The sequence below is a fragment of the Sedimentisphaera salicampi genome (assembly GCF_002117005.1).
Taxonomy (GTDB): Bacteria; Planctomycetota; Phycisphaerae; order Sedimentisphaerales; family Sedimentisphaeraceae; genus Sedimentisphaera; species Sedimentisphaera salicampi.
The window spans coordinates 733745-747707 of sequence record NZ_CP021023.1 but is presented as its reverse complement, the minus strand read 5'-3'; the positions used below and the strand labels follow the sequence as shown (position 1 = coordinate 747707).

Genomic DNA, 13963 nt, shown 5'->3' with positions numbered 1-13963 from the left:
GCCCATTTGTTTGACGTGGTTGTTCTAATTGAGAAGGTAAAACACCATACTGCAAAACGATGTCAGTTCAGGGAAACAACACGCAGCGAATACGACAATCAGATGTATCAGGATAAAAACGCTGTTCCGAATACTGCTTATCGCTATCGTGTCTGCGCTGCTGGACAGAGCAGCGAAACTTCTAAGAAATTATGATAAAAAACGGGTTCGGCCAGTGATACGGATAAGCAGTAATGATTTCTTAAGAAGCAGCTTTAACTGTGATAAAAAAATCGTATTATTGTGAAATCCGGCCTTTTCTAAGATATACAGATATGACAATTGATTTCAACGCAAGATGGAACTTATGCAGAAATATATTTCGTGATTCAAATTTAAAATATTTAAGCATGGAGAAATGATGAAGAAAAGAATTTTTCAGATGATAATGTTTAGCTTCTTACTTACGCCCTTTGCGGCCTTTTGCGAAATGGGAAGCGTAAAAGATGATTTTCCGCTTGTTCAAAAGGTAAACCCGTTTGTCGGAACAGATACAGTAGGCCACACCTTTCCCGGTGCAACTGTTCCTTTCGGTATGGTTCAGCTCAGCCCCGATACAGACAATAAAGGCTGGAATCACTGTTCAGGCTATCACTACAAAAAAGGCACAATTATGGGTTTCAGTCATACGCATCTAAGTGGAACGGGCGTTCCCGATTACGGCGATTTCCTCTTTATGCCTACAACTGGAGATCCTAAGCTTGTTCCCGGCAGCGAGAAAAATCCGGAAAAAGGCTACCGCTCACGATTTTCTCATGACAGAGAAGATGCCTCCCCGGGATACTACAGCGTTTATCTGGAAGATTATGATATAGATGTTGAGCTTACTGCCACAGAAAGGGTTGGCTTTCATAAATACACTTTCCCTGAGACAGATAAGGCTAACGTGATCGTTGATGTTACTCATATTATCGGTTGGGGCAGGATTGTTGAGAGTGAAATTGAAATTATTGACAATCGTCAGATTCAGGGGTTTTTCCGCAAGAACGGCTGGTCTAAGAATCGTTACCTCTACTTCACAGCAGAATTTTCACGTCCTTTTCAGAAAAGCGGTTTGAGAATCAACGGCCGGCTTGATGAATCTGCCAAGGAGGCGAAAGGAAAGAGCCTTCAGGGATATTTCCGTTTTGATGCAAGGGAAAAGCAAAATGTAATGGTGAAAGTTGCCCTTTCAAATGTTAGCTGTTACGGGGCGGCCAAGAATATGCAGGCCGAATGTCCGGGATGGGATTTTGAAAAGGTTCACAGCGAGGCCAAGTCTCTATGGCAAAAGCAGCTTTCAAAATTTGAAGTGAAGGGCGGGTCAGAATCGCAGCAGCGCACTTTCTACACTTCCGTTTACCACAGCTTCCTTGTGCCTAATATATTTATGGATGTTGACGGCAGATACCGCGGCATGGACAAAAAGATTCATACTGCTGAGGATTTTGATTACTACACAGTTTTCTCACTTTGGGACACATTCCGTGCCTTACACCCGCTTTATACAATCGTAGAGCAGGATAGGACGAACGATTTTGTGCATTCAATGCTGAAGAAATATGACCAGAGCGGCCTGCTTCCTTACTGGGAGCTTGCCTCCGGCGAAACGTGGTGTATGATCGGCTACCATTCGATTCCCGTAATTGCCGATGCATGGGTAAAGGGCATACGCGGCTACGACCCTTCTTATGCCTTAAAAGCTATGAAAAACTCGGCGATGCAGGACCATCAGGGTCTTAAAGCCTATAAAAAATATGGCTATATCCCTTTGGAGAGCGGAACTCAATCTGTCTCAAGGACTCTTGAGTATGCCTACGACGACTGGTGCATAGCTGCAATGGCTGATGATCTTGGAAGAACTGAAGACTGGAAAAAGTATCAGCGTCGTTCGCAGAACTACCGAAACGTCTTTGATGTCTCAACTGGTTTTATGCGGGGTAAGAATAAAAACGGTTTTTGGAGACAAAACTTCGACCCTGCAAAATTCCCTTCACAGGGAGCTTCTGAATATACTGAAGCTAATTCATGGCAATATACTTGGTTCGTTCCTCACGATGTTAACGGCTTGATCGATCTGATGGGAGGAGACGATGCGTTTATAGGAAAACTCGATAAGCTTTTTAATCCCTCAGCTGCTAAGGGCGAAGACGGACATAGCGATGTTGATATTACAGGAATGATAGGCCAGTATGCCCACGGCAATGAGCCCAGCCACACCTATGCATATTTATATTCCTATGCTGGGTCGCCATGGAAAACGCAGGAGAAGATTGCTCAGATTGTAAACACACTTTACAGCGACCAGCCAGACGGTCTATGCGGTAATGATGATTGCGGGCAGATGTCTGCATGGTATGTATTCAGCACAATGGGTATGTATCCGGTTTGCCCGGGGCAGCCGATTTATGTGTTTGGAACGCCGATGTTTCCAGAGGCGAGCATAAATCTTGAAAACGGAAAAGAATTCCGCATCATAGCTGAAAACCACTCAGACAAGAATATCTATGTTCAATCGGTTACTCTCAACGGAAGGCCTTACTCAAAAACATATATTCATCACGATGATATAATCGGCGGCGGTGAACTTGTTTTCAAGATGGGTTCTGAACCTAATAAGAGTTGGGGCTCTTCTCAGCAGGAAAGACCTTCTTCAAATCCGGGCAAAGAGCTAACTCTTATGCCCTATCTGAAAGAATTGGATCAGGCTTTTACTGAAGATATTATTGTTAATATCAACTGTGATGACAGCGAAGCTGAAGTATATTTTACGCTGGACGGAAGCGAGCCTGACAAATCCTCAAATCACTATACTGAGCCGTTTAAGCTCAGCGAAACTACAACGCTAAAGGCAAAAGCATTCAAACGCGGAGCAATGCCCAGCTACACCCTCTCAGCTCTTGTTGAAAGAAAAACCCTTGAAGAACCGGCAGATATCTCAAGGAATGAGCTTGCCAGCGGACTGAATTACTCGGTTTATGTAGGCAGCTTTAGAAGCGTATTAGACCTTGCAGATTCAAAGGTTAAAAAAAGCGGAACCAGCGATAATATCGATCTAACAGTTACCAATAGGCGAGACAATTTCGGCCTCAAATTTACCGGTTACTTTAAGGTCGAAAAGGAAGGTATGTATAGGTTCAAAACTATATCTGACGACGGCAGCAGGCTGTATGTAAATTCTGAGCTTGTTGTTAATAACGACGGCTTCCACGGTGCTCAGGCTGCAGATGGTATGGCTGCGTTAAAGGCCGGTTTCCATGAGATTAAGGTGCTTTATTTCGAAGGCAATGTTGATGAGGCGCTGAGCGTGGAGGTTGCTGAACCGGATGGAGATTTCAGGCCGTTTTCTCACTCTGAGCTGTTCCGAAAAAAGTAGCTTAACTTTTACTTTAACTTTAGTTTTATATGATATGGTTGAATCAAATTACGAATGGAGATAAATAAAATGGATAGAAGAAAATTTTTGCAAGGGTTAGGAGCTGCAGCAGCAGGTTTGAGCTTTAGGGGCATATGCGAAGCCTCTGAAAGAAAGCCCAATGTAATTATCATTTATACAGACGACCAAGGCTCAATAGATATGAATTGCTACGGGGCTGAGGATCTGAAAACGCCGAATATGGATAGCTTAGCCGAAAAAGGCGTTCGGTTCACGCAGTTTTATGCGGCTGGGCCTATGTGCTCGCCTTCCCGAGTTGGATTACTAACAGGCCGCACCCCCCAGCACGGGGGCCTCTGGGGCAATGTATATCCCGGTTCTGAAGGGATGCCCGGTAAGCAGGTAACAATCGCAGAAGAGCTCAAGGATGCCGGATACGCCACAGCACTTATCGGCAAGTGGCATCTGGGACACTCTGAAGACACTGTTCCAAACGGGCAGGGCTTTGATTATTTCTTCGGCCATCTACTCGGCTGCATGGACAATTATTCACATTTCTTCTACTGGAACGGGCCGAACAGGCATGCCCTATATCGAAATCGCGAAGAAGTTTATCGTCCCGGGCAGTATTTCCCTGATTTAATGGTCAAAGAGGCGGGCGAGTTTATCGATAAGAACAAGGATAATCCGTTCTTCCTTTACTTCTCTTTGAACAACCCGCATTACCCATATCAGGGTACACCTGAATGGCTGGAGTATTATAAAGACCTGCCATATCCCCGCAATCTTTATGCAGCCTTTCTTTCCACAGCTGATGAAAAAATAGGAGAGCTTCTTAAAAAGGTTGACCAGTACAATCTTAGAAGGGACACGATCATAATTTTCCAGTCCGACCAAGGGCATTCAGAAGAGGTACGTGCCCATCGCGGCGGCGGCAGCGCTGGGCCATACAGGGGACATAAAGGCCAACTGTATGAAGGCGGAATTCGAATTCCAGCAATCATTTCCTGGCCCGGGCATCTTCCAGAGAAAGAGGTGCGGACTCAGATGGCAACCAACTGCGACTGGTATCCCACACTCCTTGAGCTATGCAAGCTCCCGCCGGCAGGCCACCGTTTGGATGGAAAAAGCCTTATGCCTATAATCAAATCTGCCAAGGCGCCGACTGCCCATAAACATTTCCACTGGAAGTCAAGGGGAACTACTGTCGTGCGCAGCGGCAAATGGAAGTTGCTTATGTTCAAGAAAAAAACTGAGCTTTACGACATCCCCAGCGATCCGGGCGAATCCAAAAATCTTGCTGAAAAACACCCTGAGGTTGTTGAGGGTCTGAAAAAAATCAGCGATGATTACTGGAATAGCATTTAGCAGCAGCTGGAGACGAATCTGCCCGTACTGAAAAATTGTTTTTAGTTTCTGCAGGCAGATTTCCCCGCTTAAGCTTAAAGCGAGACGAAATTGAAAATGAACTGAATATATTCAGCAGGTTTTTATAAGACGGCCTGCTGAGGGTAATATAATAATTAGCATTGCAGGAGATAATATGAAAAGACGCAGTTTCTTAAGATATATGGGTATCGGTGCTATAGGGGCTGCAGGTGCAGGCTGTACGGGAGCGTCATTATTTAATCATTCAGGCACCGAAAGGCCTAACATCCTGTTTATCTTTTCCGACGACCATTCTCTCCAGACCCTCGGAGCATATAAGGCTCGTATGCAGAATTTTATCAAAAAACATAATATCACGCCCAACATAGATAAACTTGCCGAAGAAGGTATGCTCTTTGAGAACAGCTTTGTATGCAATTCAATTTGCGGGCCGAGCAGGGCAGCTATTCTAACCGGCAAACACAGCCACATAAATGGGTTTATGGAAAACGGCAATCGTTTTGATTCATCCCAGTGGACTGCACCCAAAGAGCTCCAGAAGGGCGGCTATCAGACTGCTGTGATTGGCAAGTGGCATTTGGGCACAAGACCAACCGGCTTTGACCATTACGATGTGCTGCCCGGGCAGGGAGCGTATTACAATCCCGATTTTATTACCAAAGGCAGAGATAAAAAGATCCGGAAGCAGGGATACTGCACTGACATTATCGGAGATATGACAACAGAATGGCTGGATAAAAAGTGGGATAAATCCAAACCGTTTTTCCTGTGCAGCTGGCATAAAGCACCTCATCGTACATGGATGCCCCATCCAAGGCATTTTGAATTTCTTGATGGATTGGAAATTCCGGAGCCTGAGAATCTTTTCGACGACTACGAAGGAAGAACGAAGGCCGCAAAAATGCAGGAGATGACAATCAAGGATCATATTAATATCGCTTCAGACCTCAAGGTTACTCCTCCCGTCGCTAAGACCCCTGTAAGCCGGATCAGGGAGAAAGCCCCTAAATCTAAATCCATGGACCCAGCCACTTTCGGAGAATTCAACCGGATGAACGATGAGCAGAAGAAGGCTTGGGATAGCTATTATGTTCCTCGAAATGAAGAATTCAGATCGCAGAATTTGAGCGGCAAAGAACTTGTCCGCTGGAAGTATCAGCAGTACTTGAAGGACTACATAAAATGCATTAAGGCTCTCGATGAAAACGTTGGGAAGGTTTTGGACTACTTAAAAGCCAAAGGCCTTGAAAAAAATACGATGGTTATATACAGCTCTGATCAGGGTTTTTATAATGGTGAGCATGGGTGGTACGACAAACGCTGGATTTATGAGGAGTCTTTGAGGAATCCGCTCATTATAAAATGGCCGGGAAGCGTAAGGCAGGGCAGCCGCTGCAGCGAGATGGTGCAGAATATTGATTATGCTCCAACGCTCCTGCATGCGGCGGGAATGAAAGTTCCGCAAGAAGTTCAGGGCAGATCTCTGATGCCTCTGCTAAAAAATAAAACTCCGAACGATTGGCGGGAAAGCATTTTATATACTTACTACGGAAAAGATGCGCATGCAGTGGTAAGTCATTGGGGCGTTCGAACTGAGCGGTATAAGCTGATTGAGTTTTTCCCGCTTGGTGAGTGGGAATTTTACGATTTAAAGAAAGACCCCCTCGAGATGCAGAGCGAATATAACAATCCCGATTATCAGAATGTAATTGCTGCACTAAAGAAAGAGATGGAAAGGCTGTTTGCTCAATACAAGCTCAATCCTGCTCCTCGAAGAAAGAAATATTCCGGCTGAATGAAATTGCGGTCCTCTTTGCTGCTAGCAGGGAATTGTCAATGTTATTTTGAGAAATCAGTTTTCTAAAAGTGAACTATAGTGACACAATAAAGGTTAAACTATGACAAAGAATAAGGTTTTTGCGTTTCTGATTGTTATCTACTTGGCAGCAGATCTTTTCGCTTCACAAAATATGATTGACTTTTTCAGTTTGCCTGAAAATGGGGTGAAGGTTTTGAATAATTTTTCAGGAAAACCTCAAGGCAAAAATGGTTCTCTGGTAACTTATGATATAAGACTGCCAAAGTTTAAAAACGGTGTTTTTACAAGTGCAGACATAGCAAGGTGGCCTACTGATACTAATCGTTGTCTTTCTTGGGTATTTGAAAACGATTTTAAAAGTCTTTTCTCAGAAGGTATCGAAAAACAAACCGTTTACCGGAAATACAAAAAACATTGGCTCGACAGACCTAACAGGGAATCGCCATTTGTTTTGCTTCAGCTAAACTCAGGGGACTATCTTGCTTTAGTTCCATTAGCTGGGCCACAAAATATTTCTTGGCTTTATGTTAATCAGGATGGTGAATTACAGGTAAAAGCAGGAACGCTGGGAACAGATTCGGTTTCCGGTGATGTTCCTCTGTTAGCTTGGAGACGCAGTCCCGATGTTTATACTGCCTGCCGCGAGGCGTGGGAAATAGCGGTCAACTCTGAGTCCATTAAAGGGCGTACTCGACTCAGGCACGAAAAAGACTATCCGAGCAATTCCTACAAAAGCCGCAGGGGTTTGAAAGGACTCGGTGTGTGGTATTGGGAGAGCGGGTTCAATCATGATCCGTTTGAAAAGTCGGAATATATTCGCGACTGGAACTTCAGGGCAATGTACGGGGCGTGGGACACCCTTAAAAACGTTGATAAACTTCATAAGAACCGGGCGCTGGGTTGGGCAGCTTATATCTCAGGTAAGCGTGAATCCCGAAGGCTGATGGGTGATATTATCTTAACAAAGAAAGATGTGATCGATTATAAGTGGTACGATGACGCGCTTGTGCCTACGGGATGGAAGATAGATGTGCATGTTTCTGACAAGGCTTATGATAAGGGTTTCGAAGGGGATGCTTTTATTTCAAAGGCTTTGTTTACGGATTATTCAATTCCATATTATGTGCCGTACCGATGTCTGTACTCCCGTACTATCGACAATTTGTTCATGGCAGGCCGTAATATTTCGGTTACACACGAGGCGTTGGGGACAGTACGGGTAATGCGCACGTGCTGCCTGATGGGGGAGGTCGTCGGACGTGCGGCATCGTTGTGCAGAAAATACAACGCTGCGCCGAGAGAGGTTTATCATCGGCATCTTAAAGAGCTGCTAGAGCTGAATGGTTATGCGAAGGAAATAAAGCATCTCAAAGAAAATTAGGTGAATCTATGGTATTGTTGAAAAAAGTGATTATGAAAAAGATAAAATTAATTGGAGTCATAGGCGTATTTTGTTTTGTCCTGTCGTCAGGATTTGCCAAAGAGTATCATGTTGCCATTGACGGCAATGACCAAAACAGCGGTTCTGCTATGAAACCTTTTAAGTCAATTTCGGCGGCGGCTCAGGCTGCAATGCCCGGAGACGTAATTACAGTCCATGAAGGGGTCTATCGAGAACGAATTAATCCACCCCGTGGAGGGGAAGCGGACTCAAAGCGTATCACTTACAGAGCTGCCGAGGGTGAGAAAGTTGTCATTAAAGGCTCTGAAGTTATAAAGGGCTGGACGAAGGTTAAAAATGATACTTGGAAGGTGAGAATCCCAAAGACATTTTTTGGTGATTTCAATCCCTATGAGGATTTGATACGCGGCGACTGGTTTAATCCGAAGGGCAGATCACATCATACCGGAGCGGTTTACTTGAACGGCCATTGGCTGACTGAAGCTGCCGAAAAAGAAGATGTCATGGCGCCGGCGGGTAAAGAGCCGCTTTGGTTCTGCAACGGTAAACAGGCTCATGGAACTGGTTATCTTTTCAATATCTCCAGCTTCACCATGGGGGATACGACAATCCCAGCTACAGCCTATGAGTCTCAATGGGGAATACAGGAGGAGCCCTCATCTGAAGGAGGAAAGTGTATTGGCTATATCAATGCTGGCGACGGGGCGAGATACGAACGCATTCACACCAGTCAAAATATCGATAAGGTCAAGTTCCGTGTGGCTTCCGCAACAAAAGGCGGTGTGATTGAATTGCGTCTAAACAATGCGAACGGTGAATTGCTTGGATCCTGCACTGTACCCGAAACCGGTGGTTGGCAAACGTGGCAGACAGTTGAGGCAAAAATGAAGCCGCACAGCGGAATAAAAAATCTCTGCCTCGTGTTCAAGGGTCATGGACAGGAAAAGACGCAGGATGACGAGCACACCATCATCTGGGTGCAGTTCAAAGATGTCAATCCCAACGAGGCAAATGTGGAAATCAACGTTCGACAATCCATCTTTTATCCTGACAAGCCGGGAAGAAACTATATCACTGTTCGCGGTTTTAAAATGATGCATGCGGCCACCAACTGGGCACCGCCTACCGCTGAACAGATTGGACTGATCGGTACCCATTGGAGCAAGGGCTGGATTATTGAGGACAACGATATTAGCTATTCGGTCTGTACCGGCCTTACACTCGGCAAGTACGGCGATGAGTATGATAACACTTCGCAGAACAGTGCAGAGGGGTATGTAAAAACAATCAAACGGGGCTTGGCCAGAGGCTGGTCCAAAGAGAACATCGGCAGCCACATCGTCCGCAATAATAACATTTCACACTGTGAGCAGGCTGGAATCGTCGGCAGTCTCGGGGCGGCTTTCTCGACCGTTATTGGTAATACCATCCACGATATTCACGTCCGTCGGCTGTTCGGAGGAGCGGAAATGGCAGGGATCAAGTTTCACGGCGCTGTGGATACTCTCGTCAGTAATAACCATATCTACCGAACAAAGCTCGGGATCTGGTTGGATTGGATGACACAGGGCACGCGTGTTACCGGGAACCTGTTGCATGATAATGGCCCTGGCCGGGATTTGTTTGCGGAAGTCAATCACGGACCCTTCTTGGTAGATAATAACATTATGCTGTCAGGTGAAGGTATCTTAATAAATTCGCAGGGAGGCGCTTATGTACATAACCTGATTGCAGGGAGCGTGCATGTCGTAGTTGATGAGAACCGCCGAACCCCGTATCTCAAAGAACACTCTACCGAGATTGCCGGGCTGGCCCCGAATCTCAGTGGTGACGATCGACACTATAATAATATCTTTGTCAATTCCGGATTGGAACCTTATGACAAAGCTGTATTGCCGGTCTTTATGGGTGGAAATGTTTTTTGTAACGATGCCAAACCATCAAAGCATGAAACCGGCTTAATTATACAGCCTGACACCGATCCCGCCATTAACCTTATCCCAAAAAATGGGAGTGTTTATTTGCACATTAATCTTGATAAGACATGGTCTGAAAAGGCAACTCGAAAGCTGGTTACAACTAAACTGCTCGGGAAGGCAAAAACGCCTGATCTGCCTTATTTACAGCCTGACGGTTCTCCCTATCAAATTGATACGGATTATTTCGGTAATAAAAGAAATGTTGAGAATCCTTTCCCCGGCCCTTTTGCAAAGCCCGAACGAGATGAGAATGATCTCAAAGTGTGGTAATAAGGAATGAAAAGAGGAGATTGATTAAGATCTCTCGATAACGAATAAAGAAGTTATAGGCGATTAATATTTTAAGGAATGGCAAATTATGTTTAGTGAACGACTAAGTGAGAAATATAAAATAAAAGTAAATCTGTTTTTTTTAATTTGCCTGAGAAATTTTCGCAAAACTGTCTTGACCCTTGTTCTACTTGCAATCGCAGGGCAAGCTCATTTGTTTGCCGGCAGCCTGAAGGAAAGTTTCTTAAATCCGCCCAAATCGGCCATGCCCCAGACGTTGTGGTACTGGTTAAACGGCAGTATTTCCCGAGAGGGAATTACCAAGGATCTGGAAGCAATGAAAGAAAATGGGATCGGCGGCGCCATTATGTTCAACATCGGCCGTGGTGTTCGTCTTGGGCCGCAGGTGCCTTTTATGTCGAAGCAATGGCTTGATCTTTTTCTGCACTCCGTGCATGAGGCAGACCGCCTTGGGCTTAACATGGGGATCAATAACGCTCCCGGATGGTCTAGCAGCGGAGGCCCATGGATAGACCCCGAACATAGCATGCAGATACTCACGTGCAGTCGGGCAGAGATTGAGGGTGGTAGTGAACACGAGATTACACTGCCCAAGCCGTGGAACACCTTCGGCTGGTATCAGGATGTAGCAGTGTTGGCGTATCCGGCAGGCAAAACGATGCAGCAGGCCAATCCTCGCATTACTGCTTCAAGCCCTATAGAAGGCGAGCTCCTTATGGATGGCTGCTTCAATACAAAGGTTGACCTGCCGCAGGTTAAGAAGGGGCAGAAGCGGTTCGTCCAGATTGAGTTTGAAAATCCGGTTTCTGCGCACGGCTTATGGTTCAGAGATTTCCAAAGCCCCCTTGGCGGCGGGCGTTTGCAGGTGTCCAGCGACGGAAAGGAATTTCGCAATATCTCGCATTTTAGCTTTCTTCGCCCGGGAATTGTTTTTAAGGGAAATATGATTCATATGGCGTTTGAGCCCGTGGAAGGAAAGATTTTCCGACTTGTTTTTAACAGGCCTCAGGGCGGGCCTTGTCGTATTGGTGAGTTGGAGCTGTTAATGCGGCCGGCAGTCAAGGGTTTTTTGCATAAAGCGGGCTACCGAGCCCCCTCTGCTTCAAGAGGTGCAGAGCATTATGCTTGGGGAGCCACCCGCTATAAAGGTGATATGATCAGTTCGGAAAAGATTATTGATCTTACCGATAAGATGGATTCTTCAGGGAAATTGAAATGGCACGCGCCCGAAGGGCGCTGGACGATACTGCGTATAGGCCATACCAGTAACGGCGTTTCGCCAGGGCCTATTCCTTGCGGCGTTTGGGAAGGCGTTGGATACCGGCCCGACACGCCGGAGGCACGCCCTGATGATGGAATCAGCAACTCACTTGAGAGCGATAAGTTCAGCAAGACAGCAACACGCATTCACTATGAAGCCTATGCGGGAAAGCTGGCCAAGCTTTGCGGTCCGCTTGCCGGTGAGGTGTTAAAAAATGTCCACATTGATAGTTGGGAAGTGGGCGCGCAGAACTGGACAGCAAAATTGCCGGAAGAATTTCAGCAAAGGCGCGGCTATTCGCTAAAGCCTTATCTGCCCCTGCTGCTTACAGGTTGTGTTATTGACAGTGTGGAGAAAACCGAAAGATTTCTCGAGGATTTTCGTAGAACGCTCCAGGAGCTTTTATTAGAGAACTACTTCGCTTACTTCCGCAAGCTGGCAAACAATGACGGTCTTGAGCTTTCTGTGGAGGCATACCACCATCTTTTCTGCGATACTTTGGATGTCCACGGCGTTGCAGATGTGCCGATGTCAGAGTTCTGGGTGTACCCATGGTCTGCAGAGCCAACAACGCATTGGTACTGGAGCGCGAAGGCTGCTTATTCTGGTTCGATGGTGTACGGCTCGCCTGTTGTAACCGCCGAGGCCTTTACCTCGAAGGCAAAGTATAATCTATCGCCCAAAATGCTCAGACGCAGAGGAGATTTGATGTTTGCCGCTGGCGTCAATCAGTTCTTTTTCCATGTATTCGAACACCACCCTAGGCTTGATGAGAAACCTGGAGCTATGTGGTTTGCTGGGCTTTATATGAACCGCAGTAATACCTGGTGGAAGGAAAGTGCGGAATGGATTGATTACATTAAATCTTGCCAAGGGGTGCTTCAGCAGGGGCGAGGCATCGCTCAGGTAACGGTGTTGACCCCGCGTTACCGACCTGTAGAATGGAGCATTGTCAGGCCGAAGGACAAGGAGATTCAAAAACAGTTGCCCCGTGGTTTCGGTTATCTATACTGCTCGCAGGACGGTTTGCTCAATAAGGGCACGGTCGATAACGGCACGCTCCGCTTTGAATTAGGTGAGGGCTGCCGTATGGTGGTTCTTCCTGATACTGATCGGGCATCCCCGGAACTGCTCAAGAAGTTTAGGCAGTTGCTCAATGCCGGCGTGTCTGTATATGCTACTCATCGTCCCAAGCGGGCGATAGGAATGCAAGATTCCCAAGAGCGAAACGCTCAGGTCTCTCGTGTGGCCGATGAACTTTGGGGGGATGTTGATGGTAAGAAAGTTACCTCCCGCCGGGTCGGTAAGGGATTGCTTATTCAAGGCGTACCGCTGGGCAAGGCCTTGGATATGGCTGATATACAGCCGGACTTTACTTACATAAACGCCGACGGCAGTTCTGTTGACAAATCCCCCAGCAGTGGGAACCTTCCCCCAATCAATTTCCTCCACCGCCGCACTGAAGAGACCGATTTCTACTTTGTAGCCAACTATACCGAGCAGCCTCAGCGTCTGGTCGGAAGATTCAATATTACCGGCAAGACTCCTCAGCGGTGGGATCCATTGACATCAGAGGTGGAAAAACTCGCTGCGTGGCGATGCGTTGACGGGAATACGGAGATTCCGCTTAACCTTAGGCCGGGCGGTTCTACATTCATCGTTTTTCAGCCCGAACAGAAGCCGTTAGATAATATTGTTTCGCTAAGCGTTGGTCAAAGAGGGCTGTTTCCGCTTGAAGAGAGTGATGATACTCCTTGCGATTGGCGGCTTACAGCCGAAGACAATGGGCGTTTGTGCCTGCAGACAACTATGGAAGGAACATTTAACGCCATTTCTGAAAGTGGAAAGACTTTCACGGCTGAAGCTCCCGAACTGCCTGATTCTGTTGAGGTTTCTGGGCCTTGGAAAGTTGATTTTGAGCCTGGGCTTGGTGCGCCGGCTGCCGCTGAATTTCCGAGTCTAATATCATGGAGCGAGCATTCTAATGAAGGCATCCGGTATTTCTCCGGCCATGCCAGCTATCACACAAGTTTCCATGTGCCTTCTTCGCTGCTCAGTTCCGAACGGAAGATATGGCTTGATCTCGGCAGGGTTGAGGTTGCTGCCACGGTGAAAATCAACGGTAAAAACCTTGGTGTTCTGTGGGATTCACCTTACGTCGTTGATGTTACCAATATTTTGAAAAAAGGTAAGAACGAGCTTTATATTCGTGTGGTAAATCTCTGGCGCAATCGTCTCATTGGCGACAAGCGCATGCCCGATGCGCAAAATATTGCCTATTGTGAGACCCCGATGTGCAAAGCCGGCGATAAACTTACCCCTTCCGGACTTTTGGGACCGGTTGAATTGCGTCCCGAGTCGAAGATGTTGCTCAGCCCAAACCAAAAAAAAGGCTGCAATTAAACAGCCTGATTGATATATTCACGAA

General features: G+C 46.5%; 7 protein-coding genes. All 7 read left to right on the top strand.

Annotated features, from left to right (window positions below; translation table 11 throughout):
* The first annotated feature begins 6 nt into the window (after positions 1-6).
* The 7 genes from STSP1_RS02820 (at position 7) to STSP1_RS02790 (ending at position 13938) form a co-directional block, all read left to right on the top strand.
* Positions 7-195 carry a hypothetical protein gene (locus STSP1_RS02820; RefSeq protein ID WP_085754901.1) on the top strand — a complete coding sequence of 63 codons (189 nt, stop codon included), beginning with the start codon at positions 7-9 and terminating at the stop codon, positions 193-195.
* Between the two features lie 202 nt (positions 196-397).
* Positions 398-3394 carry a GH92 family glycosyl hydrolase gene (locus STSP1_RS02815; protein ID WP_085754900.1) on the top strand — a complete coding sequence of 999 codons (2997 nt, stop codon included), beginning with the start codon at positions 398-400 and terminating at the stop codon, positions 3392-3394.
* A 69-nt stretch (positions 3395-3463) separates the two neighbouring features.
* Complete coding sequence (locus tag STSP1_RS02810; protein ID WP_085754899.1) at positions 3464-4762, top strand: sulfatase-like hydrolase/transferase; 1299 nt, start codon at positions 3464-3466, stop codon at positions 4760-4762.
* Between the two features lie 175 nt (positions 4763-4937).
* Positions 4938-6578, top strand: a complete 1641-nt coding sequence (locus tag STSP1_RS02805; protein WP_226997498.1) for a sulfatase family protein — start codon at positions 4938-4940, stop codon at positions 6576-6578.
* A 103-nt stretch (positions 6579-6681) separates the two neighbouring features.
* On the top strand, positions 6682-7983 hold the full coding sequence (locus STSP1_RS02800; protein ID WP_085754898.1) for an FAD-dependent oxidoreductase: 1302 nt from the start codon (positions 6682-6684) through the stop codon (positions 7981-7983).
* Between the two features lie 8 nt (positions 7984-7991).
* Positions 7992-10253, top strand: coding sequence for a carbohydrate-binding protein (locus STSP1_RS02795; protein WP_085754897.1), 2262 nt, complete (start codon positions 7992-7994; stop codon positions 10251-10253).
* A gap of 88 nt (positions 10254-10341) precedes the next feature.
* Entirely contained in the window at positions 10342-13938 is a 3597-nt protein-coding gene (locus tag STSP1_RS02790; protein ID WP_085754896.1) for a glycosyl hydrolase, read from the top strand.
* The last annotated feature ends 25 nt before the right edge of the window (positions 13939-13963 follow it).

Excerpts from the sequence above, each read along its gene's own strand:
- STSP1_RS02815 (WP_085754900.1), top strand. The coding sequence starts at position 398 with ATGATGAAGAAAAGAATTTTTCAGATGATAATGTTTAGCTTCTTACTT.
- STSP1_RS02810 (WP_085754899.1), top strand. The coding sequence starts at position 3,464 with ATGGATAGAAGAAAATTTTTGCAAGGGTTAGGAGCTGCAGCAGCAGGT.
- STSP1_RS02805 (WP_226997498.1), top strand. The coding sequence starts at position 4,938 with ATGAAAAGACGCAGTTTCTTAAGATATATGGGTATCGGTGCTATAGGG.
- STSP1_RS02800 (WP_085754898.1), top strand. The coding sequence starts at position 6,682 with ATGACAAAGAATAAGGTTTTTGCGTTTCTGATTGTTATCTACTTGGCA.
- STSP1_RS02795 (WP_085754897.1), top strand. The coding sequence starts at position 7,992 with ATGGTATTGTTGAAAAAAGTGATTATGAAAAAGATAAAATTAATTGGA.
- STSP1_RS02790 (WP_085754896.1), top strand. The coding sequence starts at position 10,342 with ATGTTTAGTGAACGACTAAGTGAGAAATATAAAATAAAAGTAAATCTG.